17 protein-coding genes and 2 pseudogenes are annotated in these 26,378 nt (G+C 49.9%); 13 read left to right on the forward strand and 6 right to left on the reverse strand.

Features of this window, described 5'->3' with window-relative positions; genetic code table 11:
* Nucleotides 1-27: 27 nt before the first annotated feature.
* The 8 genes and pseudogenes from AC3ARB_RS02990 to AC3ARB_RS03025 all read left to right on the forward strand — a co-directional run bounded on the left by AC3ARB_RS02990 (nucleotide 28) and on the right by AC3ARB_RS03025 (nucleotide 15,614).
* On the forward strand, nucleotides 28-300 hold the full coding sequence (locus tag AC3ARB_RS02990) for a PspC domain-containing protein (RefSeq protein ID WP_488321085.1): 273 nt from the start codon (nucleotides 28-30) through the stop codon (nucleotides 298-300).
* Nucleotides 301-799: 499 nt separating this feature from the next.
* Nucleotides 800-2,200, forward strand: coding sequence for a Cof-type HAD-IIB family hydrolase (locus tag AC3ARB_RS02995; RefSeq protein WP_488321086.1), 1,401 nt, complete (start codon nucleotides 800-802; stop codon nucleotides 2,198-2,200).
* Nucleotides 2,200-2,568, forward strand: coding sequence for a CvfD/Ygs/GSP13 family RNA-binding post-transcriptional regulator (locus tag AC3ARB_RS03000; RefSeq protein ID WP_488321087.1), 369 nt, complete (start codon nucleotides 2,200-2,202; stop codon nucleotides 2,566-2,568). Before AC3ARB_RS02995 ends, AC3ARB_RS03000 begins: the two co-directional genes overlap by 1 nt.
* Nucleotides 2,569-2,747: 179 nt before the next feature.
* Entirely contained in the window at nucleotides 2,748-11,924 is a 9,177-nt protein-coding gene (locus tag AC3ARB_RS03005) for a Rib/alpha-like domain-containing protein (RefSeq protein WP_488321088.1), read from the forward strand.
* Nucleotides 11,925-12,034: 110 nt separating this feature from the next.
* Nucleotides 12,035-12,811: pseudogene (locus AC3ARB_RS03010) on the forward strand (HAD family hydrolase); the annotation flags it as partial.
* A gap of 9 nt (nucleotides 12,812-12,820) precedes the next feature.
* Nucleotides 12,821-13,672: a Cof-type HAD-IIB family hydrolase gene (locus AC3ARB_RS03015; protein ID WP_488321520.1), complete on the forward strand. Its 852-nt coding sequence runs from the start codon at nucleotides 12,821-12,823 to the stop codon at nucleotides 13,670-13,672.
* A gap of 697 nt (nucleotides 13,673-14,369) precedes the next feature.
* A pseudogene (gene ftsY / locus AC3ARB_RS03020) lies at nucleotides 14,370-15,296 on the forward strand (signal recognition particle-docking protein FtsY); the annotation flags it as partial.
* Between the two features lie 18 nt (nucleotides 15,297-15,314).
* On the forward strand, nucleotides 15,315-15,614 hold the full coding sequence (locus AC3ARB_RS03025; RefSeq protein ID WP_488321089.1) for a hypothetical protein: 300 nt from the start codon (nucleotides 15,315-15,317) through the stop codon (nucleotides 15,612-15,614).
* Nucleotides 15,615-15,657: 43 nt separating this feature from the next.
* Here the strand turns inward: AC3ARB_RS03025 and AC3ARB_RS03030 are convergent, their stop codons facing one another.
* The 4 genes from AC3ARB_RS03030 to AC3ARB_RS03045 are packed head-to-tail and all read right to left on the reverse strand — an operon-like array spanning nucleotide 15,658 to nucleotide 18,211.
* Nucleotides 15,658-16,026, reverse strand: a complete 369-nt coding sequence (locus tag AC3ARB_RS03030) for a VOC family protein (protein WP_488321090.1) — start codon at nucleotides 16,024-16,026, stop codon at nucleotides 15,658-15,660.
* A 57-nt stretch (nucleotides 16,027-16,083) separates the two neighbouring features.
* Nucleotides 16,084-16,455 (reverse strand): VOC family protein, encoded by a 372-nt coding sequence (locus AC3ARB_RS03035; protein WP_488321091.1) that lies wholly within the window; start codon nucleotides 16,453-16,455, stop codon nucleotides 16,084-16,086.
* A gap of 14 nt (nucleotides 16,456-16,469) precedes the next feature.
* Nucleotides 16,470-17,279: a TIGR03943 family putative permease subunit gene (locus AC3ARB_RS03040; protein ID WP_488321092.1), complete on the reverse strand. Its 810-nt coding sequence runs from the start codon at nucleotides 17,277-17,279 to the stop codon at nucleotides 16,470-16,472.
* On the reverse strand, nucleotides 17,279-18,211 hold the full coding sequence (locus AC3ARB_RS03045; protein ID WP_488321093.1) for a permease: 933 nt from the start codon (nucleotides 18,209-18,211) through the stop codon (nucleotides 17,279-17,281). The genes AC3ARB_RS03040 and AC3ARB_RS03045 overlap by 1 nt, the downstream gene beginning before the upstream one ends.
* 120 nt (nucleotides 18,212-18,331) lie before the next feature.
* Between AC3ARB_RS03045 and AC3ARB_RS03050 the strand changes: the two genes are divergently transcribed.
* The 5 genes from AC3ARB_RS03050 (at nucleotide 18,332) to AC3ARB_RS03070 (ending at nucleotide 23,256) form a co-directional block, all read left to right on the forward strand.
* Nucleotides 18,332-19,384, forward strand: a complete 1,053-nt coding sequence (locus AC3ARB_RS03050) for an LLM class flavin-dependent oxidoreductase (RefSeq protein WP_488321094.1) — start codon at nucleotides 18,332-18,334, stop codon at nucleotides 19,382-19,384.
* Nucleotides 19,385-19,438: 54 nt separating this feature from the next.
* Nucleotides 19,439-20,746 carry an HD domain-containing protein gene (locus AC3ARB_RS03055; RefSeq protein WP_488321095.1) on the forward strand — a complete coding sequence of 436 codons (1,308 nt, stop codon included), beginning with the start codon at nucleotides 19,439-19,441 and terminating at the stop codon, nucleotides 20,744-20,746.
* 81 nt (nucleotides 20,747-20,827) lie between these two features.
* Nucleotides 20,828-21,532 (forward strand): hypothetical protein, encoded by a 705-nt coding sequence (locus tag AC3ARB_RS03060; RefSeq protein WP_488321096.1) that lies wholly within the window; start codon nucleotides 20,828-20,830, stop codon nucleotides 21,530-21,532.
* A gap of 197 nt (nucleotides 21,533-21,729) precedes the next feature.
* Nucleotides 21,730-22,749, forward strand: a complete 1,020-nt coding sequence (lplA, locus tag AC3ARB_RS03065) for a lipoate--protein ligase (protein WP_488321097.1) — start codon at nucleotides 21,730-21,732, stop codon at nucleotides 22,747-22,749.
* A gap of 96 nt (nucleotides 22,750-22,845) precedes the next feature.
* A complete protein-coding gene (locus tag AC3ARB_RS03070) occupies nucleotides 22,846-23,256 on the forward strand; it encodes a GNAT family N-acetyltransferase (protein ID WP_488321098.1) in 411 nt (136 codons plus the stop codon).
* A 64-nt stretch (nucleotides 23,257-23,320) separates the two neighbouring features.
* Here AC3ARB_RS03070 and AC3ARB_RS03075 read toward each other — a convergent pair whose 3' ends face one another.
* On the reverse strand, nucleotides 23,321-24,070 hold the full coding sequence (locus AC3ARB_RS03075; RefSeq protein ID WP_488321099.1) for an amino acid ABC transporter ATP-binding protein: 750 nt from the start codon (nucleotides 24,068-24,070) through the stop codon (nucleotides 23,321-23,323).
* A 3-nt stretch (nucleotides 24,071-24,073) separates the two neighbouring features.
* Complete coding sequence (locus tag AC3ARB_RS03080) at nucleotides 24,074-26,245, reverse strand: ABC transporter substrate-binding protein/permease (protein ID WP_488321100.1); 2,172 nt, start codon at nucleotides 26,243-26,245, stop codon at nucleotides 24,074-24,076.
* Nucleotides 26,246-26,378 lie beyond the last annotated feature (133 nt).

The following is a 26,378-nucleotide window of genomic DNA, read 5'->3' on the forward strand; positions in this document are numbered from 1 at the left end:
TTATCAAGACTATCAAAGGAGAAGCAGATGCCATCAACATTTTACAAACAGCGTCGCCACAAGGCCCTTTCAGGTGTCTTGGCTGGCCTATCAGATAAGTTCGGCTGGGATTTGAGTGTGGTTCGGATTTTGGTGGCCATTGGTGCTTATTTTTCGACAGGTTTTGCCATCTTCCTTTACATCGTTTTGGCCATTTTTCTGCCCTACAAGGAAGACCTGATTGAGGAGCAATATGGCACAGGCCCTCGCAAACGCAAGGAAGCCAAGGGCACTCAGGACAATGACGGCTGGTTTTGGTGATTTCGGAAAGGAAGCGGCAAACACGAAGAAAAATTCCGAAAACAAACACACCGTTTTTGAAAATCAACCTTCTAACCACTCAAGGTATTTTCTGAAATTCAAAAAATCTATCCTGTGTTTTCGAGAAATTTTCTGAAAACCAAGTATCAACCTGTATTTCCTCAAAAGTACGCCTGCCCTTACCCTTTGTAAACAAAACAACAACTTATCACCTCTGAAAACCTCACTCCGTATTTTCGAGAAATTTTCTGAAAACCAAGTATCAACCTGTATTGCCTTAAAAGAAGGCCTGCCCTTACCCCTTGTAAACAAAACAACAACCCCTCACCGCTGAAAACCTCACTCTGTGTTTTCGAGAAATTTTCCCAAAACACGCCTCACCAGAAAGCAGCTGCCTGCATTTTCGTCACCCAGTTTGTTTCGCCCCAACCGCCCAACTTTCAAGCTGGGCGGTTTTGTGCTATAATAGACCCATATCAGAAAAGAAAAAGGAAGGCTTATGAACACTAAATTACGCTTTAAGGCCAAGAAAATCAAGGCCGTCTTCTTCGACATTGACGACACGCTTCGGATCAAGGCCACAGGCTTCATGCCAGAAAAAATCCGCTACGTCTTCGACCAGCTCAAGGAAAAGGGGCTGGTGACGGGGATCGCCTCTGGTCGTGCCATCTACGGGGTGGTGCCAGAAATCCGTGACCTCAAACCGGACTATTTCGTCACCATCAACGGGGCCTATGTTGAGGACAAGAAGGGCAAGGCCATCTACTCTCAGCCCATTCCCCAAGACCTGGTGGGGGCCTTTGTGGCCTGGGCGACCGAGCAGGGCATCGGCTACGGTTTTGTGGGTAGCCAGAAAGCTGTCGTCTCTGAACGGACGGACATTGCCGCCCTGGCTTTAGACCCTGTTTACGGGGAGTTGCCAGTCGAGCCAGATTTCCACAAGGACAATGCCGTCTACCAAATGTGGACCATCGAAGACAAGGGCGACAGCCTGACCCTGCCAGCCAACCTGTCTGACCAGCTCCGCCTGGTCCGCTGGCATGAAAACTCGTCTGATGTCGTCCTAACTGCCACCTCAAAAGCTTTGGGCATTGAGCAAATCGCCAAAACACTCAAACTCAAGCCAGAAAATATCCTGGTCTTTGGCGATGAGAAAAATGACCTGGAAATGTTCGACTATGCTGGCCTGGCCATTGCTATGGGTGGGGCGGTTGACGAACTCAAGGAAAAGGCTGACCATGTGACCGCAAGCGTCGAGGAAGACGGCATCTACAAGGCCCTGGTGGGTCTGGGGCTGATTGAGCCCAAACTAAGCCTGCCCCAGCTCCATCTGGAAGACCATGACGGACCAGTTTTGACCATCCACACCAACCACGGCGATATGACCATCAAGCTCTTCCCTGAGGAAGCTCCCAAAACCGTGGCCAACATCATCGGCCTGGCCAAGTCTGGCTACTACGACGGCGTCATCTTCCACCGCATCATCAAGGACTTCATGATCCAAGGTGGCGACCCCACCGGTACTGGCATGGGCGGCGAGTCCATCTACGGCGACAGCTTCGAGGACGAGTTTAGCCCTGAACTCTACAACATCCGCGGTGCCCTTTCCATGGCCAACGCTGGCCCCAACACCAACGGCAGCCAGTTCTTCATCGTCCAAAACACCAAGCTCCACTTCAGCAAAAAAGAGCTGACCCGTGGCGGCTGGCCCGAGCCCATTGCGGCAGCCTACGCCGAGACAGGCGGCACCCCACATCTGGACCGCCGTCACACCGTCTTTGGGCAAATCGCTGACGCAGCCTCCTTTGAGGTCCTGGACAAGATTGCCTCAGTAGAGACCGACTATTCGGATAGACCTTTAGAGCCAGTTCTTATCCTAAACATGGAGGTGCAGGACTGATGAAAGTTGGAGAAACCTACACAGGCGTGGTCACAGGCATCAAGCCCTACGGGGCCTTTGTCCAGTTGACAGATCAGACCATTGGCCTCGTTCACATCTCTGAGATTAAGACAGGCTACATTGACAACATCTACAAGGAACTCAGCCCAGGGCAGGAAGTGACCGTCCAGGTCATCGACTTTGACGAGTACACCCAGAAGGCCAGCTTTTCCATGAGAAGTTTGGAAAACGACCGCCAACTTCCCCAGCAGAGGCACCGTTTTTCAAAAAGTCACTACAAGATTGGCTTCAAACCCTTACGGGATAACCTTTCAGACTGGATTGAAGACGGTTTAGACTACCTGAGAAGTAAACGACAGGACGACTAATCCCTCCAATCAGGCTGAGAAAACAAGTTCTGTACTTAACTGATTGGTTTGGTGTAAAACAGAGAAAAAATTACTAAAAAAACAACAAAAATCAACTGAAAACAGTTGATTTTTTTCGTTTTTTTGGTTATCATATAGTTATGTAGTTGGAAAACGCTATCAAAATAAAGGAGACAATCATGAAGCATTTGTTTGATAAACAAAACAAATACGGCATTCGCAAGCTCTCAATAGGTGTCTGTTCAGCGGTCATCGGTCTGAGCTTTTTGAGTGCAGGAACGGCTTACGCCAATACGGAAGGGACGACCAACTCCCCTCAAGTCGGCCAAAACGACGGGACAACAGGAGCTACTGGTCCAACCACCGAGCAGAACCCAGCAGCAGGCCAAGCTGGTAGTACAGGTGCTGAACAAACACCACCGCCAGCTGGAAGTGTGAGAGCAGCAACTGACGCAACTCCTCCAGCCCTTGAACCGCTTCCAGAGACCCCAGCTCAAACTGAGGAGAAAAACCTGGCCCAGGGAGTGACAGGAGTTGTTGAAGTACCAGCAGGTCTTCAACCAGTGGATCTTAGCGATCGTAAAGCTGCTTTGGCACATATCACTGATGGTGATGAGTCAACAATCTGGAAAACCCAGTGGAAGAACAATAAAAATGACATGTATCCCACAACGGTAAGCGTGCCGCTTGGGGAAGATGCCCATGTGGAGCGCGTGGAAACTGTTTTTGAGCATTCTGACCTACCTTTCCGCTTTACTGTTACGGTTACTGGTGCAGACGGAAATGAGCAAGAAATTCATAATGACTATAAAAATTATGAAGGTCGATTGTCTGTTAAACGTATTTCTGCTACTGTTCCCGAAAATTTGCGAGATAATGTTCGAAAAGTTAGTGTTAGGTTCTTGGACCGAAACACTGTTACGGGAGGGAATTATTTGCCGTCACCTGCTTTGATGGAACTCAAAGTGGAAGGCTATGAACACCTGGCAAACTATGATGTGGTTCGGGAAGCTATCGGCAGGGTTCCAGATGACTTGAGTGGCTATACTGAGCCTAGTGTTAATAACCTGGTCCAAGCCCGCAACGCCGTTGTTCTTAACAAAAAGCGTTCTGAGCAGTCGGTTGTCAACGGTTATGCGGATGCGATTAACCTGGCTATTCAAAATCTCCAACCAAAACCACGTTATACGACTTTAGCGACAGCCGATCCAGTCACTCTGGAATTGAACGAAAATGTTACAGAGCAACCAGCTAAGGATAAGGTTGCGGCTAATTTGCAGTTCACTGGTGGCAAAACGGGTGGTGTCGTCAAAAAGTTGACACCGACAACAGTGACCAACACTGAGGGTGAAGCTGTTGTGACGGCGACGGTTGAGTTTCCGAATGAGGTGGTTCCAGGGACAGCCTCCTCAGATTATAACGAAGCTAGTTGGGGGTCTCGGCCAGAAAATGTTCTTAATGATAATCCAGATGAATTTTGGGCTAGTAACTGGACAACTGATCGAAATGCCAACAAAGAAGGTAACTATCGCACTCTGACTCTAACTTTTAATGAAGAAACTGAAATTAGTCAGGTGCGTTACCAGCCTAGAAGTACTAGGACAGCTCAAACAGGGGTTATTAAGAAAGGTAGAATTGAATACCGAACGACAGATGGTCAATGGACTACTCTAGATTTGAAGAATACCGTTGGCTCTTCGCCAATTAGTATTGACCCAAATGATAAGACCTTTAGCGTAAGCAATCATCTTGATAGTAATTATCATAGATTAACAACGTTTGATGTTACTCCAGTTACTGCTAAAGAAATTCGGATTATCGGTCTGGAAACTCAAGGAGATCCAAACGTTCCGGCGGGTAGTCTTGTTGCTGTAGGTAGTTTCTATGCTTTGAAAACTCCTAAAGAAACCATTGAAGTTCCTGTACGAGTAGTGGACAGTCGTAACTTGGCTCAGAAAACAGATCCTCAAGCCAAACCAGAGGGACTGACTGTTGTTAGACATAGTACAGTGACCCCTGAGTTGATTAAGTCTGCGATTTCTGGCTTGCCAGCTTCTGCTGTGACCTTGGAGTTCCCGCCTGTTGACACCACGCAAGTAACTGAACAGCCGATTGCTGTGCCTGTGATGGTTCGTTATAGTGATGATTCAGCAGAAGAAGCTCCTCTATCAATCAATGTGCGAGTGATTGATACCCAAACTAGCCTCAAGGCAACCCCTGAACGGGTAGTGATGGAGCAAGGTAGCGATATTAACAGCGATGCTAACAAGGCAAAAATTCGTGAAAAGCTCCAATTCCCAGCAGGAAAAGAGGGGGTAGTTAAAGAAGTTGCTCCATATAGTCCGACGAGTGCCACAACGGCTACGCCAGGTAATGATAAGACTGTAATCGTTGAGGTTGAGCTTCCAAGAGAAACCATTTCCGCAACCGTCGATCCTGTTTCGGAAAACACTCAATGGGGCAATAAAAATAATGTCTTGAATGATACGAACAGTATTTGGGGCAGTGCTTGGAATATCGTTGATGGAAATGGTCCAAACAACCGTGAATACCTCACCCTAATCTTTGATGCAGAGCAAGAAATTTCTCACATCCGTTACCAACCACGTAATAGAGGTATTGGTGCGATTAAAAAAGGTCACATTGAGTACAAAACTGAAACTGGCGACTGGACGCGTCTTGACCTGAAAACGATCGCTGAACCGACATCCATTACCATTGATGCTGAAAATAATTTTATCAACACAGATGTAAATAATGCGAATTCACCTTCTCATAAGGTTCATACCATTGAAGTTGAACGGGTACGAGCCAAGCAGATTCGTCTGGTAGCAGAAGAGACCCATGGCGATAATGCTGCACAAGCTAACCATATGGTTGCTGTGGCGACCTTCTATGCTCAATTAGCTCCTCGAGAAAAAATTGTCGTTCCAGTTGAGGTATTGGATGATCGTCCTAGCCCTGTTGAAAAAGCTGAATTTGTGCGTGGTGAACATGAGATTACCGTAACTGTCTCTGAGAACGCTAAAGCTGGTGAAGAAATCTTTATTCCAACCGTTCTGACAGCGACTGCTACCGTTACAGCAAATGAGGCTGGTATCGTTAATCGTACAGTGACACTGACTGTTCCAGATACCGTTACCTTGGATGAACGCCGTCAAGTTGTGATGGTTCGTAAGGCAGGCACCACAGGTATGGATTCTGTTTCTACCCCTGTTCCTTTAACTCGTATTGAAGCGAAAGATAAGTACGCACCGATTGCAGTTACTCCAGCCAAGGAGTTCGCCCTCGGTGCCACTCTTGCGACAGATGTTGACGGCAACAATGCGGATGCACAAAGTATGGTTACAGGCGAATCAGTAGACAAACCGTTGCCAGCAGGTACTAAGTTTACTTTTGTAGCAGACCATGTTCCAACCACTGCAACTGAAACTGATGGTACTCGTCAAGCTAAGGTTCTGGTAACCTATACAGACGGCAGTTCCGAACCAGTTGATGTGACTTATACCGTTGTTGACAGCCGTACAGACGCTCAAAAACACGACCCAGTTGTATCATCTGAAGCTGTTCGAGTTGAATTGAATGGTGAGGTTACTAAAGACGCTGTTGCGACTAAGATTAGCTTCCCTGACGGTGTTGCTGGTGAAGTTGAGAGCATTACTGTTCCTGAAGGCACAACCGCCAGTCTTGGTGAAAAAGACATCACAGCGACTGTTAAGTACACTCGTGACAATTCAACAGAGAACGTAACCGTTAAGGTCAACGTTGTTGATAGCCGTACAGACGCTCAAAAATACGACCCAGTTGTATCATCTGAGGCTGTTCGAGTTGAATTGAATGGTGAGGTTACTAAAGACGCTGTTGCGACTAAGATTAGCTTCCCTGACGGTGTTGCTGGTGAAGTTGAGAGCATTACCGTTCCTGAAGGCACAACCGCCAGTCTTGGTGAAAAAGACATCACAGCGACTGTTAAGTACACTCGTGATAATTCAACAGAGACCGTAACCGTTAAGGTCAACGTTGTTGATAGCCGTACAGACGCTCAAAAACACGACCCAGTTGTATCATCTGAGGCTGTTCGAGTTGAATTGAATGGTGAGGTTACTAAAGACGCTGTTGCGACTAAGATTAGCTTCCCTGACGGTGTTGCTGGTGAAGTTGAGAGCATTACTGTTCCTGAAGGCACAACCGCCAGTCTTGGTGAAAAAGACATCACAGCGACTGTTAAGTACACTCGTGATAATTCAACAGAGAACGTAACCGTTAAGGTCAACGTTGTTGATAGCCGTACAGACGCTCAAAAACACGACCCAGTTGTATCATCTGAGGCTGTTCGAGTTGAATTGAATGGTGAGGTTACTAAAGACGCTGTTGCGACTAAGATTAGCTTCCCTGACGGTGTTGCTGGTGAAGTTGAGAGCATTACTGTTCCTGAAGGCACAACCGCCAGTCTTGGTGAAAAAGACATCACAGCGACTGTTAAGTACACTCGTGACAATTCAACAGAGAACGTAACCGTTAAGGTCAACGTTGTTGATAGCCGTACAGACGCTCAAAAACACGACCCAGTTGTATCATCTGAGGCTGTTCGAGTTGAATTGAATGGTGAGGTTACTAAAGACGCTGTTGCGACTAAGATTAGCTTCCCTGACGGTGTTGCTGGTGAAGTTGAGAGCATTACTGTTCCTGAAGGCACAACCGCCAGTCTTGGTGAAAAAGACATCACAGCGACTGTTAAGTACACTCGTGACAATTCAACAGAGAACGTAACCGTTAAGGTCAACGTTGTTGATAGCCGTACAGACGCTCAAAAACACGACCCAGTTGTATCATCTGAGGCTGTTCGAGTTGAATTGAATGGTGAGGTTACTAAAGACGCTGTTGCGACTAAGATTAGCTTCCCTGACGGTGTTGCTGGTGAAGTTGAGAGCATTACTGTTCCTGAAGGCACAACCGCCAGTCTTGGTGAAAAAGACATCACAGCGACTGTTAAGTACACTCGTGACAATTCAACAGAGAACGTAACCGTTAAGGTCAACGTTGTTGATAGCCGTACAGACGCTCAAAAACACGACCCAGTTGTATCATCTGAGGCTGTTCGAGTTGAATTGAATGGTGAGGTTACTAAAGACGCTGTTGCGACTAAGATTAGCTTCCCTGACGGTGTTGCTGGTGAAGTTGAGAGCATTACTGTTCCTGAAGGCACAACCGCCAGTCTTGGTGAAAAAGACATCACAGCGACTGTTAAGTACACTCGTGATAATTCAACAGAGAACGTAACCGTTAAGGTCAACGTTGTTGATAGCCGTACAGACGCTCAAAAACACGACCCAGTTGTATCATCTGAGGCTGTTCGAGTTGAATTGAATGGTGAGGTTACTAAAGACGCTGTTGCGACTAAGATTAGCTTCCCTGACGGTGTTGCTGGTGAAGTTGAGAGCATTACTGTTCCTGAAGGCACAACCGCCAGTCTTGGTGAAAAAGACATCACAGCGACTGTTAAGTACACTCGTGATAATTCAACAGAGAACGTAACCGTTAAGGTCAACGTTGTTGATAGCCGTACAGACGCTCAAAAACACGACCCAGTTGTATCATCTGAGGCTGTTCGAGTTGAATTGAATGGTGAGGTTACTAAAGACGCTGTTGCGACTAAGATTAGCTTCCCTGACGGTGTTGCTGGTGAAGTTGAGAGCATTACTGTTCCTGAAGGCACAACCGCCAGTCTTGGTGAAAAAGACATCACAGCGACTGTTAAGTACACTCGTGACAATTCAACAGAGAACGTAACCGTTAAGGTCAACGTTGTTGATAGCCGCAAGAAAGCTGATAAATTCCAACCAACAACAAGCACCATCATTAAGGGTAAAGATGAAGACTTGTCTGATGATGAGATTAAAAATGCGGTGACCCCTCCAGCACAAGCTGGTTCGGTGACCAAAGAAATTGTTGGCACCAAGCCAACAACAACTGAAGCTAAGGAAGATAAGGTTTCAGTTAAAGTCATTTATGATGACAATAGTTTTGACACGGTGGAGGTGACGGTTCGAGTGATTGATGAAACAAATCAAGAGAGCTTGAGAGAGTTGATTGAACGTCAACAAGCAGAGCTTGACCGCATTCGCCAAGAAAAAGAACAGGCGGAAGACGAAAAACGTCAAGCGGAAACAGACAAAGAAGCAGCCAATCGTGACAAAGAACGGGCTGAAGAGGCCAAACGTCAGTCTGACGCTGATAAAGCTAAGGCTGAAGAGGCTTTGAAAGAGGCCCAGGCGAAACTGGCAGAAGCGGAAAAACAAGCCGAGACCGCTAAGTCAGAGGCACAAACCGCTAAAACTCAGGCTGAAGAAGCCAAACGTGAAGCGGTGGAAGCTGAGAATCTAGCTAATCGAGCCATCTTGGCCCACGAACGTGCCCTGCTCTTGCTCGGGAACGCTGAACTTGCTAAGAAAGCTGCTCAAGATGACTTGGCCCAGGCCAAATTAGCAGAGCAGGAAGCAGCCAAAGCTCTCAAAGAGGCAGAAGCAGCCAAGAAAACAGCAGAAGACAACCTAGCTAAGGCTAATCGCGATAATGCAGATGAAGTGGCAGCAGCCAAGCGGGCCAAAGAGGACGCAGAAGCCCAAGCCACTCGTGCTAGAGAAGAATTGGCCCAAGCGACACAAGCTAAATCTGAAGCAGATCGTCTGGCCGTTGAAGCTGTTAAGGCTAAGGAAGCAGCTCAAACGCAAGTGAACCGCTTGATAGCTGAAAAAGCCGTTGCTGAATCCCAAGCTGCGGAAGCCAATCGTTTGAAAGCCGCTGCTGAAGAGCGTTTGACAGCTGCTCAGACAGCCCAAACTACTGCTGAAACAGCTAAACGAACAGCTGAGGAGAATTTGGCTAAGGCTAATCGCGACAAAGACGATGCGATTTCTAAAGCTGAGCGTGACAAGGCTGATACTATCGCAGCAGCTAATCGTGATAAGCTCGCCGCTGAAGCCGCTCGAGATCAAGCAGAGGAGAAAGTTCGTTTGGCTGAAGCAGCCAGAGCGACAGCCCAAGCTGACTTGATTGCCGCTAAGGCAGCCAAGGATTCTGCGGAAACACGTTTAGTTGCTGCAGAGACAGCCCGTCTTGAGGCTGAACGGGCTAAGGCTGAGGCTGTTCGGATTGCCTTGACTGATAAGGCTGCAGCTGAGGCGGCTCGTCAGATTGCAGAATCTCAAGCGACCGCAGCTGAGCAAGCCAAGGCGACAGCTTTGAAAGATCTGGTAGCTGCTCAGACAGCCCAAGCCGCTGCTGAAATGGCTAAGCGGACAGCTGAGGAGAACTTGGCTAAGGCTATTCGAGATAAAGACGATGCGATTTCTAAAGCTGAGCGTGAAAAAGCTGACGCTATCGCAGCAGCTAACCGTGATAAGGTTGCTGCTGAGGCCGCTCGAGATCAAGCAGAGGAGAAAGTTCGTTTGGCTGAAGCAGCTAAAGTGACAGCCCAAGCTGACTTGATCGCCGCTCAGGCAGCCAAGGATTCTGCGGAAACACGTTTGGTTGCCGCAGAGACAGCCCGTCTTGAGGCTGAACGGGCTAAGGCTGAGGCTGTTCGGATTGCCTTGACTGACAAGGCTGCAGCAGAAGCGGCTCGTAAGATTGCAGAAGCTCAAGCGACCGCAGCTGAACAAGCTAAGGCGACAGCTTTGACAGACCTGGCCGCTGCTCAGACAGCACGGACCAAGGCTGAGGCCCGCTTGGAAGTGGCTCAGGCAGAATTGGTTGCTGCTGAACGTGAAAAAGCTACCCTTCTGGCCATTGCTGAGCGTGAGAAATCTGAATTGCTGTCTAAGGTTGAGCGTGAAAAAGCAGAGCTCTTAGCAGCAACTGAACGGGACAAAGCAGCTATCGAAGCCGCTCGGATTTTAGCAGAAGCTCAGGCTACCGCTGCCGAACGTGCCAAGTTAGCCGCTCAAGCAGATCTTGAAACAGCAGAAGCTGCTCGTTTGGCAGCAGAAAACCGCTACAAGGCTGCAGAAGCTGCTCGTCAAGAGGCAGAACGTGCCAAAGTGGAAGCCTTGACCATTGCCCAAACGGATAAAGCTGCAGCTGAGACTGCTAAGGCCATCGCTGAAGCTAAGGCTAAGGCTGCTGAAGACGCTAAGTTGGCGGCTCAAGCTGAATTGGCCAATGCCCAAACAGCGAAAAAAGCTGCTGAGGCTCGCTTGCTGGCCGCAGAAGCCGCTCAAGTTCAAGCTGAACGTGAGAAAAATGAAGCCATTGCCATTGCCAACCATGAGAAGGCTGTTGCTCTGGCTGCACAAGCAGAAGCCGAACGTGAACGTGCTACCGCTCTCGCTGCCAAGGCAGAAGCTGAGCGTGTTCAAGCTGAATTGCTTGCTAAATTAGCCGAGGTTGAGCGAGCTCGTGCCGAGGCCATTGCCATTGCTGATCATGAGAAAGCCGTTGCTCTGGCAGCCAAATTGGCCGCTGAAAAAGAAGCAGCTGCAGCCCTGGCAGCTAAAGAAGCAGCCCTTCAAGAACTGGCTAAGAAAACTGAACCGACTACCCCACCAGTGGTTAGCCAGCCAGCAGATTCAGTTCCAACCCCACCAGTGGTTAGCCAGCCAACTGTTCCAACTCCAACGACACCAGTGGTTAGCCAGCCAGCAGAGCCAGCTCTAACCACACCAGCAGGCCAACCAGCTCGTTCAGAGCGTCGGGAGTTGATTGACCCAGTCACTCGTGTTCGGGTTCAGTTGGACCGTGAAGAAAATCCAGAGATTGTTTCTCTGAAAGTGCTTCATAAGGAAACAGGTGCTACGGATACACCGTCAGTATTGGCAGGTAAAGATTACGACCTCTTTGACATTGTCGTGACCGATCAACACGATCGTCCTGTGCCAATCAGCAAACCAGCTTTGGTCCTCCTGCCAGTCGATGCTGGTAAGGAAGTTGAGAAAGTCTTCTACTTGCCAGATGGTGGACAACCTGATGAACGGGTCTTCACCATGACCAAGATGGTTGACATTGATGGTAAAGAAGTTGATGCGGTTGCCTTTATCGCAGACCACTTCAGTTACTATGGCATTGTTTACAAGCCAAAAGCCACTCAAGCGACCGATAATCCGTCTGATGCAGGTCAGCAAACCCCAGCTTCTCCAGAAGCAGGCCAAGCAGCTGCAACTCTGCCGTTGGATTCTGTGGTCGTGGCACGCTTGACACCGAAGGTTCCAGAAGCCACTTCAACAGCGGCTCCTGCCCCAGCCAGTCAAGCCAGCTTGCCAAATACTGGTGATAGCTCAGACCACTTGTCTGGTATCGCTCTTGCCAGCGTGATGTCAGCTCTCGGTTTGATGGGTGTTAAACGCCGTCAAGAAGACTAAAACCAAGTCAGCTAGTCGAGGTTGATAAGTTGAAATAGGGAAGGTTTAGGCCTTCCCTATTTTTATGGTTTAGACTATCAAAAATCCTGAAAATTTGCTACAATAGAGCTATGAAACCGATTGAAAAACTCTTTGTGTCCGACATGGACGGGACTTTTTTGGATGGGCAGGGCCAGTACGACCGCCAGCGGTTTGAAGCCTTGCTGGATGATTTTGAGGCCAAGGGCTACCTTTTTGGAGTGGCTAGTGGCCGAGGCCTCTTGGCCCTGGATAACCTTTTCGCTGGTTTGACGGATCGGATAGCAGTCATTGCTGAAAACGGCGGCTTGGTCCGTTACCAAGGCCAAGTTCTCTACGAGCAGGCCATGACCAGGCGCGAGTACCTGGAGGTGGTTGACCTCTTGGAGACCAACCCCTATGGTCAGGACAAACGCTTCCTCCTTTCTGGCAAGGCGGCGGCTTACGCTCGCCCCGATGCCGACCCTGCCTACCTGACCCACGTCCAACGCTATTATGACAATGTCCAACTCTTGACGGACTTTGCCAGGATTGACGACACCATCTACAAGCTGACGGCCAAGTTCACTCAGGAGACCCTGGCAGCGGCCATTGCTGACTTCAACATCCGTAGCCAGGACTTTGTGGCCGTTATGACCAACAAGGACTCGGTGGACATTATCCGCCGTGGCTTGGATAAGAGCGTTGGCTTGACCAAGCTCTGCCAGCACCTTGGTTTGCCCCTTGACCGGGTGACAGCCTTTGGTGACAACAGCAACGACATGGAGCTTTTGACCTTGGCTGGTCGGTCTGTGGCTGTCGCCAATGGCCGAGCAGAGGTTCAGGAACTTGCAGATGAGGTGATTGGGACCAACCAGACGGGTGCAGTTTTGACCTATCTGGAACAGGCTGTCGCTGACATCCGCCTAGTGGCCTTGGACTTGGACAACACCCTTTTCACCACAGACAAGCAAATCAGTCCAGCCAACCGTTCAGCTCTGCAATTGGCCCAAGAAAAGGGCGTTCAGGTGGTCATCACCACAGGGCGGCCGCTCAAGGCCATCACTTGGCTGCTGGAGGATTTGGGCCTGACTGGGGCCAGCCAGTACAGCATCACCTTCAACGGCGGCCTGGTCCAGCGAAATGACGGCCAAATTCTGGCTCAGGCGGGTATGCCTGCGGCTGATGTGGCCAAGGTTCATGTGGTTATGGCGGCCTTGGATTTGCCCATGGATGTGCTCAGTGATGAGACGGTTTATCGCTTGCCGTCGAGCTCTGGGTTTTCGGCCTATGGGGAGGTGAACCCCAACCTGACCTTTGTTGATTTGGCCAGCCCAGCTGATTTGCCCAGCGAGTTGACCTACAATAAGGTGGTCATTGTGGCTGACCAGGTCTATCTTGATGAGCGGATTAGCCAGCTGCCAGCCCAGCTTTATGACCAGTTTGAGGTCTTTAAGTCTCGGGAGATTATTTTAGAAGTCCTGCCCAAGGGCGTTCATAAGGCGGCTGGTCTAGCCCAGTTGACGGCTCATCTGGGTCTCGAACCCCATCAGGTCATGACCGTGGGTGATGAGGAAAATGACTTGACCATGCTGGCCTGGGCTGGCTGGGGCATGGCAGTGGCCAATGCTGTTCCAGCTGCCAAAGCAGCCGCTCGCTTGACACTAGAGGCAACCAATAACCAATCTGCGGTGGCTGAGGCCATTAACCGCTACGTTTTGAAAAAAGGAGATGACCATGGGCTTATTTGATCGCCTATTTGGCAAGAAAAAAGAAACTCCTGCTCAGCAAGAGCAGGTGCTAGAACCTGTTGACTTGGCTACTGAACCAGAAGCGGAGACCGATCCTGGTCAGTTTGAGACCTTAGACCTTGACCTAGTAGACCTGGAAACTGCTGACCGCCAAGACGAGCTGACCGCTGAACCAGAAATTGAGACGGAGTTTCATCAATCTGAAGTGTCAGGGGGCCTTGAGCCATCTGCTGACTTGGCTGAGGAGATGGAGCTTGGGGACGAGGTTCACAGCCAGCTTCTGGAGGCAACCCAGTCTACTGAGGTAGGGGCTGATGACAGTGGCAGCCATGCAGACGAGTTTGAGGCTGTTACGCCTGCCCAAGACCTGGAAACTGCTGACCGTCAAGATGAACTGGCCGCTGAGTCAGAAACTGAGACCCAGCTTAATCAACCTGAGGTAGCAGGGCTTGATGAACCATCTGCTGACTTGGCTGAGGAGCCTGAAGCCCCGGAACCATCGGAAAGTCAGCTTGACCAGGCCCAGCAAGACCACTTTACTGCCCTGATGGCGGATTACTACGCTAAAAAAGCGGCCCTTAAGGCAGCGGCTGAGCGGGGAGAAGAGCTGGTGCTTGAGGCCCAGACCACCCGTCCTGTCCAGGAGCCTGAGGCGATTCAGACTGTTTCAGACCAGCCAGAAGGCCTTGACCAGACTGAAAGCAGGGAAGAAAAGTACCACCGTACCCTGAAAAAAACCCGAACAGGCTTTGGAGCTAGGCTCAATGCCTTCCTGGCCAATTTCCGCCGGGTGGATGAGGAATTTTTTGAGGAGTTGGAAGAACTGCTCATCCTCTCCGACGTGGGCGTGACGGTTGCGACCAAACTGACTGAGGAGCTCCGCTATGAGGCCAAACTCGAAAAAGCCAAGAAGCCAGAGGACCTGCGACGGGTTATCATCGCCAAGCTGGTGGAGATTTACGAGAAGGACGGCTTTGAGAGCGAGCGGGTTAACTTTCAAGAGGGCCTGACGGTCATGCTCTTTGTCGGCGTCAACGGTGTGGGCAAGACCACCTCTATCGGCAAACTGGCCCACCAATACAAGCAGGCGGGCAAGCGGGTTATGCTGGTGGCGGCGGATACCTTCCGTGCGGGGGCGGTGGCCCAGCTGGTCGAGTGGGGCCGTCGGGTGGACGTTCCTGTGGTTACTGGCCCTGAAAAGTCCGACCCAGCCTCTGTGGTTTTTGATGGCATGGAAAAAGCTGTCGCAGAAGGCGTGGATATCCTCCTGATTGACACGGCTGGCCGTCTCCAAAATAAGGACAACCTCATGGCAGAGCTGGAAAAAATTGGCCGCATCATCAAACGAGTGGTGCCAGAGGCACCCCATGAAACCTTGCTGGCCCTGGATGCCTCGACCGGTCAAAACGCCCTCTCTCAGGCCAAGGAATTTTCAAAAATCACCCCGCTGACAGGTCTGGTCCTGACCAAGCTGGACGGCACCGCCAAGGGTGGTGTGGTCCTGGCCATCCGAGAGGAGCTGGACATCCCTGTTAAGTTCATCGGTTTTGGTGAGAAGATCGACGACATCGGGGCCTTCCGTTCCGAAGACTTCATGAAAGGCCTCTTGGACGGCTTGGTCTAGAATAAGGGCGTTTTCGGAATGAAAAAGAAGTTTGACTTGATTTTTGGGATTATTTTGGCCCTCAATTTCTGGTTCAACGGTCGCAACATCATCTTTTGGGCCCTGGCCCTGACCAACTTTACAAGCTTTTTGTTGGCCAATAGCCGAGCTGGTCTAGCTCGCTTGGTCCTGCTAGTCGGTGGCTTGGCTGGTCTCTGGTTTTTCCTGTCAACCAAGCCTTTAACGACCTGGCCAGTCTGGTTGAGCTTAGCTTTTTATCTGGCTGTTCTTGGCTTTAACGCTTGGCTGACCTATCATCCCATAAAAAAGATTTTGTAATCTGAACACGAAAACACCAGCCCTCGGGCTGGTGTTTGTCGTCTTAAACACCCTGAACAGCGTAGTATTGGCCGCTCGGTGACGCAAAGTTGAAGTGTTTGAAAGGCACTTCTGAGATGTCATTGCAGACTGGGGCGTGAGCCTTAACCTTGGCATGCAGGCCTTCCAAATCAGAGGACTGGAAGAGGATGCTTGGCTGGTGGTCAGCCACTTCAGGGGAAACCTCTTGGATAAAGGTCTTGTCAAAAACGGTGAAGGTCAAGGTGCTGTCAGCAGCAGGAATCATGTCAAAGGTCAGGTAGCCAGCCATCTCCTCTTCCTTGGTGATGGTAAAGCCAACAGCCTCCCAGAAGGCTTTCTCGGTAGGGACGTCAGCGACATAGAGCATGACATGAAGTTGTGCGTTAAACATGGTGTTCCTCTTTTCATTAAAAATACGCCCCATTATAGCACAGGGCGATGGATTTGTCTAGAAACTCTCACGAACCGTATAAAAGTGCCCGCTCGGTGATTCGAAGCTGAAATTTTTATAGGGTTCGAGGTTCATGTCACTGACCACAGGACTGACATGTTTGACCAGTTGGTAAATCATATCAATGTGAGGGGTGAAAAAGAGGAGATTGGGCTGGTTGTTGAGCAGTTCAGGAGAAAATTTTTCGATGAACTCCCTAGCATAGACCACAAAACTGCACTCCGCATCAGGAGACAGCTTCATTTCAAAGCTAGGGTAGTCTAACACCATCTCCTCTTTCACGATAATGAAGCCCATCTTCCCCCAAAATTCCTTTTCGGCGGCAACGTCAGTGGCATAAATCATGGTCTTAAAGGTATTGGTAAACATAAAAATCCTCGTTTCTAATAAAAAGGTCGATAGACATAAGGTTTCTCTGGCTGGTCAATAGCAGAGCTGTCCGTGATGGTCAGGGTTGGCAGGTATTGTTTTAAGGCTTGGTTATAGGTATTGGTCAAGGTACCGGTAACTTGAACCCAGGTATTATCATCATAACGGATAGACCCACCCTTTGTCAAGAGGCCATAGACCCCAGAATCGGCGATGCAGTGGATGATGCCAAACCGAAAGAGAAACTGCTGGTCTGCTACCTTGGGATCATTGTAAACAAAACCCGTGTAGCTGATTTCCTTGCCCTCAAAAGCCTCTGGATAGAGGTAGATGACCTCCATCAGGGCCATGTAGTTGTCGTTGGTGATGGTGACGGTCTTTTGGTCCTTATAGTGGTCAAGGAGCTCAGCCATTTGCTTTTGATAGGTCTTTTGGGTGAAATAGAGGCTGGTATCAGGTTTGAGGTACTGGATAGCCTGACCGTCCTCCTCAGCCAGCTGGGGATTGGCTCCCGCTGCTAGGGGAAAATAGTAGCCCTTGGCTGCCACCGTCGTCGAATCTAAGCTAACCGTAGGGACAAAAAAGCCGACCAGAATAGGCAGGAGCAAGCCAACCAACCCTAAAAAGGACTGCCTTTTTAAGCCAGCTGGTGGCTGGTTTTTCACCCAGATGATGAGCTGGGTGGTGGCTAGGACAAAGGCTAAAATCAGGGAGACAAAGGTCAGGTAGCTGTATCTGGCATTGATGTAATGGTCTAGTTTCCCCGACCAATAGAGGTACATGGACAGTTGGCAGTAAGCAAAGAGAATCAGAAAACGCCGCATTAGAGAACCTCCAAGATTAGGCAGTAGGTGAGAATCATCAGGCCTGAAACACCGACATACCGTCTGATGAAGCGGGCCTCAAAGACCCGACCCATGAGCAAGAGGTTCTTGATGTCGATGACGGGGCCAAAGAGCAGGAAGGCCATGACAGGAGCAAGGCCAAAACTGGACAGGAGTGAGGCCCCGATAAAGGCATCAGCCTCTGAACACAGGGACATGATAAAGGCCACAGCCATGAGGAGTAAAATGGCGGTCGCAGGCGTGTGACTGATGGCTGTCAACCACTTGGTCGGCACATAAATCTGCATGCTGGCGGCAAAGAGTGCCCCGAAAATCAGGTAGGGTCCAACTTCAAAAAAGTCCTCGATGGCATGCTCCAGGCTGGAAAAGAGTTTCTGAGGCAGGCTTAACTCTCGGTGACCAGCTCGGTGGTCATGGCCTGTGCTGGCCTTTTTCTGGCCTGACTGGTGTTGGTGAGGCTTGCTAATGGGGTCTGTCCAGACGAAGCCAAGGAGCAGGCCCAGGGTCAGGGCTAGGAGACTAGCACCTAGAACCCTCAAGAGAACCAGCCGCCAGGAATTGCCGAAGGCCGAATAGGTGGCTAGGAGGACAATCGGGTTGATGACAGGGGCTGTGGTCATGAAGGGAATGGCCGTGTAGCTGGGCACCCTTTTTTCCAAAAAACGACTGACGATTGGGACGATGCCGCACTCGCAAGAGGGGAAAATCAGGCCCATCAGGCTACCAAAGAGAATGCGGGCCAGTTTGTTTTTGGGCAGGAGCCGCTCCACGACATCCGGGGTGATAAAGACCTCAATCAGGCCCGATAGGACGGCACCCAAGAGAACAAAGGGTAGGGCCTCGATGATGATGGACAAAAAAATGGCCAAGAGCTGCAAGAGGCTGGCAGGGAGTTGGTTAAATAGGGACATAGGACCTCCTTGCTTTCTATTATACACTAAAAAGGGCTGATAGGGCCAGCTCTGAGCAGGGGGCTTGCAAAACTCACTAAATAGTGATAAAATAAGCCATAAGCTAAAAGGAGCAAGCAGATGAAACAGATTGAACTTGGCATTTCGACCTTTGGTGACACCAGCCCGCTGGTGGGGACTGATCAGCCTCTGGCCCATGACCAGAGGATTCGCGACATGATTGAGGAGATGGCCTTGGCGGACCAGGTGGGGTTGGATTTTTACGGCATCGGGGAGCATCACCGCGAGGACTTTGCCGTATCGGCCCCTGAAATTCTCTTGGCCGCAGGTGCCGTTAAGACCAAGAGGCTCCGCCTGTCTTCGGCGGTGACAGTCCTGTCCTCCATAGATCCTGTTCGCCTCTACCAGCAGTATGCCAGCATTGATGCTTTGTCAAATGGCCGAGCGGAAATCATGGCTGGTCGAGGGTCCTTTACTGAGAGCTTTCCACTTTTTGGTTACGACCTCAGAGACTATGACAATTTGTTTGATGAAAAACTGGCCATGCTCTTGGCCATCAACAAGGACACCTATCTGAATTGGCCAGGGACTACCCATACCCAGGCCGTTGATAACAAGCCAGTCCTGCCTCGGGCGGTTCAGGAGACCTTGCCGATCTGGGTGGCCACAGGAGGCAACCTGGAATCCACGGTTAAGATTGCCCAGCAGGGCCTGCCCATCGCCTATGCCATCATCGGTGGCAATCCACGGGCCTTCCGCCAATTGGTTCAGGCCTACAAGCAAATCGGCCACGAGGCAGGCCATCCGGAAAGCCAGCTCAGGGTAGCGGCCCATTCTTGGGGCTGGTTGGCTGAGGACCAGACCCAGGCGGTGGAGGAGTATTTTCTGCCAACCAAGCGGGCCTCTGACAGCATTGGCAAGTCCCGCCCTTACTGGCGGCCCATGACCAGGGCCTACTATGACCAGGCGGTCTCTCCTGACGGGGCCATGTTTGTCGGTGACGCCAAGACGGTGGCGGACAAAATCATCCGCCTGGTGGAGGACTTGGACCTGGATCGCTTCATGCTCCATTTGCCCATTGGCTCCATGCCCCACGAGGCTACCCTCAAGGCCATTCGGATTTATGGCGAGCAGGTTGCTCCAAGGGTGCGTGCCCATTTTGCTAAAAAATAAGGCCATCAGGAAGGAGTTTTGCCAAGCTCCTTTCTTTTTTGTTATAATAGGTTCATGAGAGAGAAAATTTTTCGTGACCCTGTTCACAACGATATTTTGATTACCGAGCCCATTATTGATCAGCTCATTAATACACCAGAATTCCAGCGGCTTCGCCGCATTAAGCAGCTGGGAACGACTGGCTACACCTTTCATGGTGGCGAGCACAGCCGTTTTTCCCACTGCCTGGGGGTTTATGACATTGCCAGACGAATGGTAGAACGTTTCAACACGGCCTATCCTCATATCTGGAAAACTGAAGACAGCCTTTTGACACTTGTCGCTGCTCTCCTGCATGATATTGGTCACGGGGCTTATTCCCATACCTTTGAACGCTTGTTTGAGACCGACCATGAGGCAATTACTCAGGTCATCATTACTAGCCCAGGGACGGCTGTTCATGAGGTTTTGCGTAAGGTTTCTCCTGATTTTCCAGCCAAGGTAGCGGCAGTTATTGCCCATACCTATCCCAACAAGCAGGTTGAAGCCATGATTTCCAGTCAAATCGATGCTGATCGGATGGATTATTTACTGCGGGATTCCTATTTTACAGGAGTTAGCTATGGTCAGTTTGATTTGACACGGATTCTTAGCATTATCCAACCCGTGGAGAATGGGGTAGCCTTTGCCCATAGCGGTATGCATGCTGTGGAAGATTATTTGGTCCGCCGGTACCAGATGTATATGCAGGTCTATTTCCACCCTGCCAGCCGGGCGATGGAAGTTTTGTTGCAAAATCTCCTCAAACGGGCCAAGGCTCTCTATACTGACCATCAAGCTTACTTTCGCCTAACCTCCCCTCATCTCATTCCTTTTTTTGAGCAAAAGGTCAGCTTGGACGACTACTTAAAACTGGATGATGGGGTGATGAACACTTATTTTCAAGCATGGATGACCAGTCCAGATACCATTTTAGCTGACTTGGCTACCCGTTTTATCAACCGTCAGGTCTTTAAGTCCATCACTTTTGATGAGGTTGATTTGCCGAAACTAGACCAACTGCGAGAGCTCATTGCTGGTGTAGGTTTTGACCCCGATTATTATACGGCTGTTCACTATAACTTTGATTTGCCCTATGATATTTACCGTCCCGAGGCCAAAAAGCCCCGAACGGCCATTACCATTCTTGAAAAAAACGGGACCATGGCAGAGCTGTCGAGCTTGTCACCTTTGGTGGCAGCTTTAACGGGGACCAGTCATGGGGATCGCCGCTTTTATTTCCCCAAAGAAATGCTGACGATGGAAGGCTTATTCATCAAAGACAAGGAAATTTTCCAATCCTTAATGGAAAATAATCATTTTTTTCCAAAATCACAGGGATAGGATTTGCAGAATTCGCGAGATAATGCTATAATCAATTTTAAGTGATTTTTGTTAGTAAGGAATTTAAGGGAAATGTCAAACATGAAAAAGCAAGATTTCTTGTACCTCTTCCTGAGTGTTGTTCTGGTTATCTTATCAAGTTACATCTATGTGACCTATGGCAACACTCATGTGGTTGAGCAAAAAAACAAGGTGGTTAAACCGATTGTGGTCCAAGAAAAACCGAGTTCGGAAAAGCCTGCTCCAAGTAACCCGCTGGAAGGTCTGACTAAAAAAATTGACGAATTGGAAAAACACCCGACAGCAGAGGCGATAGTTGCCGTAAAGACGGAGTTGGAACAGTTGCCGACCAGCACCCAGCGGGAGGACTTGTTGGCTCGTTTGAACCGTTTGAACGATGATTTGCCTCGAATCGCAGAAGCAGAGACGGCTCTCCAGGCAACGATTGATAGCCCAACCCAGGCCAATATTGCTTACACCCAAGGCCTGATTGATCAAGTGACCACGCCAGCCAAAAAGCAATCCCTGCAAGACCAGTTGAACAGTTTAGGTTCAGGCATCACAGAAACCACCACCTCATCGAGCAGTTCAGTGAGTCAAGAGACATCAACTGAGGAAGAGGAAGTCTTTGTGCCAGCTCCTTCAGTAGCACCAGCTGTCGACATTGCACCTAGTGTGCCAGTCGTAGAGACAAGGACAGAGGTGACGGAAGTTAGCACCGTGCAGAGTAGTGAGCCAGCGTCTTCAACCGAACCGACAACGACTGAGCCAAGCAGTGGTAACTAAGCAAGACAGTAGGTCTATCAAGAGCTATTTGTGGCTAATTATTTATTCAAAAAAGTGGGGAGCCCCACTTTTTTGTTTTAGAAAAACGTACAGAAATTTTCGGAAAACATGAAAACAATCATCCTTCCAGTTCTTTCTTGCTTTTCCATAGGAAGCGTTTTATAATTAAGAAGAGAAAATTAAAAGGAGATTTTTATATGTATCTGATTGAACCCATTCGTGACGGTCAGTATGTGACCGATGGGGCCTATGCCCTGGCCATGCAGGTCTATGTCCAGAACAACATTTTCTTGGACGACGACATCCTCTTCCCTTACTACTGCGACCCCAAGGTTGAAATCGGCAAATTCCAAAATGCGGTTGCTGAAATCAACCAAGACTACTTGGATGAGAACAATATTCTCCTGGTTCGTCGGGATACGGGTGGCGGTGCCGTTTATGTGGATTCAGGTGCGGTCAACATTTGTTACCTGATGGCTGACAATGGCATTTTTGGGGATTTCAAACGGGCTTACGAGCCTGCCCTGGCTGCCCTGCATAGCCTGGGGGTGACTGAGGTGGAGCAGCGTGGCCGTAATGACCTGGTTATCGAGGGGAAAAAGGTGTCGGGCTCTGCTATGACCATTAGTAACGGTCGGGTCTACGGCGGCTACTCCCTGCTCTTGGACGTGGACTTTGAGGCCATGGACAAGGTCCTCAACCCCAACCGTAAGAAGCTGGCGTCCAAGGGGATTGCCTCGGTTCGCAGTCGAGTGGGCCAGATTCGGGACTACCTGGCCCCTGAGTTTGCTCAAGTGACCACCCACGAGTTCAAGGACCTCATGGTTTGCCGCCTCTTGGGGCTCAACCATATCGATGAGGCCAAGCGTTATGTTCTGACCGCTGACGACTGGGTCGGCATTGACCGCCTGGTGGCCGACAAGTACAAGAACTGGGAGTGGAACTACGGCAATTCGCCCCAGTACAGCTACCAGCGGGACGGCCGTTTCGCCTGCGGGACCATCGACATTCACCTGGAGATTGAGAAGAGCCGGATCGCCAACTGCCGGATTTATGGGGATTTCTTCGGCAAGGCCGACATAGCAGAGCTGGAAAACAGCCTGATCGGTACCCGCATGATTGCCGAGGAAGTTGAGGCTGTTCTGGCCAGCCAGGACCTGACCAACTACTTTGGCCAGGTGACTAGCCAAGAGCTGACAGATTTGATTTTTAGCTAAGAGCCCTAAGGCAAAGATAGTGAGGGAGGTGTAGGGGATGAGGTTACGTTTTACAGCAACGATTTTCTAAGATTAAGCAAAGAAAAGGAGTAGCTGATGATTACCTACACAACCAACCCAACCTTGACCCTTGACCAAGTTCTGCCCCTCTATGAGGCGGTGGAATGGACGAACTATACAGCCAACCCAGACCGCCTACAAGCTGGTTTGGATGGAACCCTCTTTATGAGGGCAGCCTATGACGGTGACCGCCTAGTTGGCCTCTTGCGGGCTGTCGGTGATGGGGCCACCATTCTCTTTATCCAGGATATTCTGGTCTTGCCTGCCTACCAGCGACAGGGTATCGGAACCCGCCTCTTGACCGATTGTCTAGCTGCCTATGAGGGCATCTACCAATGCCACCTGATGACAGACCAGACAGAGAAAACAAGGTCCTTTTATGAAAGCCTTGGCTTTACTGACGTTGGAGACCTAGCTGGTCGGGCTTATACCTATTGGAAAAATTAGTCCATTCATACAAGAACCCCGCCTTTTCCGGTAAATGGAAAGGGCGGGGTTTTGATCAGTTGTCTTAAACGTTCAAGACCTTATCCAAGAAGTCTTTCAAACGCGGGTGTTGTGGGTTGTCGAAGATTTGTTCTGGGCTGCCGTCTTCGAGGAATTGGCCACCGTCGGTGAAAATGACGCGGTTGGCAACCTTTCTGGCAAAGCCCATCTCGTGGGTGACAATCAGCATGGTCATGCCTTGCTCAGCCAAATCTTTCATAACCTTGAGGACATCGCCGACCATTTCTGGGTCAAGGGCTGATGTCGGTTCGTCAAAGAGCATGATGTCTGGATTCATGGCTAGGCTTCGGGCGATGGCCACCCGTTGCTTTTGACCACCTGACAGGCTGTCTGGGTAGGCGTCAGCCTTATCCGCCAAACCAACTTTTTCCAGCAGGTCACGGCCTGTTTTTTCAGCCTCTGCTTGACTGGCCTTGCCCAGCTCAACTGGGGCAAAGGTGATGTTCTGAAGAACTGTCATGTGGGGGAAGAGGTTGAAGTGCTGGAAAACCATGCCGATGTTTTCACGGGCCTTGTCCACATTGGTGTGGGGGTCTGAGAGTTCAAAGCCGTCCACCACCACTTTACCACTGGTAATGGTCTCAAGCAGGTTGAGGGTCCGCAGGAAGGTTGATTTACCAGAGCCTGATGGGCCGATGATGCAGACCACGTCACCCTCGTAGAATTTGGCATCAATCCCTTTGAGGACTTCGTTTTTGCCGTAGTATTTGTGCAGGTCTTGCACATCAATTTTTAATTCTCTTGTTTGTGTCATGGCTTATCCTTTCTTTTCCAAGCGTTTGGCCAGGCGTGTGAGCAAGGTGATAATCACCAAGTACATGACAGCCAAGATGGCGTACATCCGGAAAGATTGGTAGTTACGGGCGATGATGATTTTACCCGTTTGGAAGAGTTCCACCATACCGATGGCTGAAATAATGGTCGTGTCCTTGAGGGAAATCACAAACTGGTTGATGAAGTTTGGCAACATGAGCTTCACTGCCTGTGGCAGGATAATCTTTCTCATGGTTGTGCTGTAAGGGATTCCCAGGCTCCGTGAGGCCTCCATTTGACCGACTGGAACGGCTTGGATACCACCGCGGACAATCTCAGCGATGTAGGCACCGCCGTTCAGGGACAGGGCAATGGTACCAGCCACAAAGTCATTGATTGGGCTTTGTTGGCCAGTCAGGCTCTCAATCAGGTTTGGCACACCCCAGAAGATGAAGGCTGCGACAATCATGAGTGGAATACCACGAACCACATCAACGAAGATACCAGACAGGACACGGAGGGCCTTGACAGGACTAACAGACATCATGCCAACAATCAAACCGATGACTGTCGCGATGGCAAAGGATACCAGAGCCAAAGAAATGGTGGTCCAAAGACCAGAGAGGAGCTGCTTGTAATTATTTGACAAGAGGCCAGCAATGGTGGTTTCATCCACGCTGCTGGTCGTTGAGCTGGTCGCTCCCAGGTACTTGGCCACGATTTTATCGTAGTCGCCGCTGGCCTTGAGGGCTGCTAGACCGTTGTTGAACATCTCGATCAACTCAGGGTTGCTGCCCTTTTTAACGGCAAAACCGTATTCGCCCGACGGTTCGCCAGGGATTGGGGTGTCAAAGTTTCGGCCTTGGGTAATGGCATAGCGGAGAACCGCTTCATCATCCATCAGAGCGTCAATGGCTCCAGAGTTGAGGCTGTCGTACATGGCTGACGCCTCGTCAAAGGCTTTGAGGGTGTAGCCGTAAGTGGCCTTGTTGTCCTCAAAGAACTTGTAAGAAGCGGTACCGTTCTTGGCACCGACAGTCTTGCCAGACAGGTCAGCGTAGCTGGCGATAGCACTGCCTTTTTTAACCGCCAAGAGGATGTTTGAAGTGTAGTAAGAATCAGAGAAATCAAAGATTTCTTTACGGGCATCCGTGATGGACATACCAGCGATAACGGCATCGGCTTGACCTGCCTGAACCGTGTTGAGAGCCGCATCGAAACCAGGGTTGCTGACGGAAATCTTGAAGCCCTGCTGGTCAGCAATGGCCTGAATCAATTCCATGTCGATACCGACATACTTGCCGCTATCGTCTTGGTATTCAAACGGTGCAAATGATGAATCTGAAACAATGGTGTAGTTGGCTTTTACAGGGATTGCCTTGGCTGAGGCATTACCAGTTGCGGGACCTGTGGTCGCAGTGCCCGTGCTTGAACCAGCTGTCCACTTGTTGATGATGGCATCGTAGCTGCCGTCTGACTTCATTTGGGCCAGGGCCTTGTTGAAGTCCTCAACCAAGTACTCGTACTTGCTGCCTTTTTTAACGGCAAAGGCAAAGCTACCAACAGACTCGCCTTCCATCTCGATACGGAGGTCTTGGCCTTGACTGATGGCGTACTGGGCAACAGGCTTGTCATCCATGACAGCATCAACAGCACCAGTTGCCAGGGAGTTATACATGGTATCGTTGGTGTCAAAGGTCTTGAGGGTGTAGCCGTAGGTTTCCTGGTTGTCCACCAGGAAGGTTTGGGCGGCAGTGCCGTTTTTGACCCCGACCACCTTGCCCCGCAACTGGTCATAGGTAGTGACCTTATTGGCCTTGGTTGTCACGATAACAACCTTGGTGTCATAGTAGGTGTCAGAGAAGGTGAAGACCTTTTTTCGTGGCTCTGTAACGGACATACCGGCCATGATGGCGTCGGCTTGTCCAGCTTGAACGGCGTTGACCGCTGCGTCAAAGCCAGGGAAGGTCATGTTATAGTCCCAGCCGCTGCGTTCAGCGACCTCGGTGATGATGTCAACGTCAATTCCTTTATAAGTTTGGTCAGTGTCCTTGAACTCAAATGGGGCATAGGCCGTGTCAGACACGATATCGATGGTGTCAGCTAGAGCCTTGGTTCCAGTCAAGGTCAATACTGAAAAAATAGCTAGCATAAAGCTTAATAGTTTGCTTTTCATGTTAGCCTCCTTTCTAAAATATAGAGACCATTATAGCAGAATGAAATACCTCTGTCAAATTTTCTGAATCATATGTTAGGTTTTCTGACATGCTGTGAGTTGTTTTGGAGGAAGATAGTTAGATTTTCGCTTG

The organism is Streptococcus sp. ZY171113 (assembly GCF_057748235.1).

Coding starts and splice junctions, on each gene's coding strand:
- AC3ARB_RS02990 (WP_488321085.1), top strand. CDS start 28: ATGCCATCAACATTTTACAAACAGCGTCGCCACAAGGCCCTTTCAGGT.
- AC3ARB_RS02995 (WP_488321086.1), top strand. CDS start 800: ATGAACACTAAATTACGCTTTAAGGCCAAGAAAATCAAGGCCGTCTTC.
- AC3ARB_RS03000 (WP_488321087.1), top strand. CDS start 2,200: ATGAAAGTTGGAGAAACCTACACAGGCGTGGTCACAGGCATCAAGCCC.
- AC3ARB_RS03005 (WP_488321088.1), top strand. CDS start 2,748: ATGAAGCATTTGTTTGATAAACAAAACAAATACGGCATTCGCAAGCTC.
- AC3ARB_RS03025 (WP_488321089.1), top strand. CDS start 15,315: ATGAAAAAGAAGTTTGACTTGATTTTTGGGATTATTTTGGCCCTCAAT.
- AC3ARB_RS03030 (WP_488321090.1), bottom strand. CDS start 16,026: ATGTTTAACGCACAACTTCATGTCATGCTCTATGTCGCTGACGTCCCT.
- AC3ARB_RS03035 (WP_488321091.1), bottom strand. CDS start 16,455: ATGTTTACCAATACCTTTAAGACCATGATTTATGCCACTGACGTTGCC.
- AC3ARB_RS03040 (WP_488321092.1), bottom strand. CDS start 17,279: ATGCGGCGTTTTCTGATTCTCTTTGCTTACTGCCAACTGTCCATGTAC.
- AC3ARB_RS03045 (WP_488321093.1), bottom strand. CDS start 18,211: ATGTCCCTATTTAACCAACTCCCTGCCAGCCTCTTGCAGCTCTTGGCC.
- AC3ARB_RS03050 (WP_488321094.1), top strand. CDS start 18,332: ATGAAACAGATTGAACTTGGCATTTCGACCTTTGGTGACACCAGCCCG.
- AC3ARB_RS03055 (WP_488321095.1), top strand. CDS start 19,439: ATGAGAGAGAAAATTTTTCGTGACCCTGTTCACAACGATATTTTGATT.
- AC3ARB_RS03060 (WP_488321096.1), top strand. CDS start 20,828: ATGAAAAAGCAAGATTTCTTGTACCTCTTCCTGAGTGTTGTTCTGGTT.
- lplA (WP_488321097.1), top strand. CDS start 21,730: ATGTATCTGATTGAACCCATTCGTGACGGTCAGTATGTGACCGATGGG.
- AC3ARB_RS03070 (WP_488321098.1), top strand. CDS start 22,846: ATGATTACCTACACAACCAACCCAACCTTGACCCTTGACCAAGTTCTG.
- AC3ARB_RS03075 (WP_488321099.1), bottom strand. CDS start 24,070: ATGACACAAACAAGAGAATTAAAAATTGATGTGCAAGACCTGCACAAA.
- AC3ARB_RS03080 (WP_488321100.1), bottom strand. CDS start 26,245: ATGAAAAGCAAACTATTAAGCTTTATGCTAGCTATTTTTTCAGTATTG.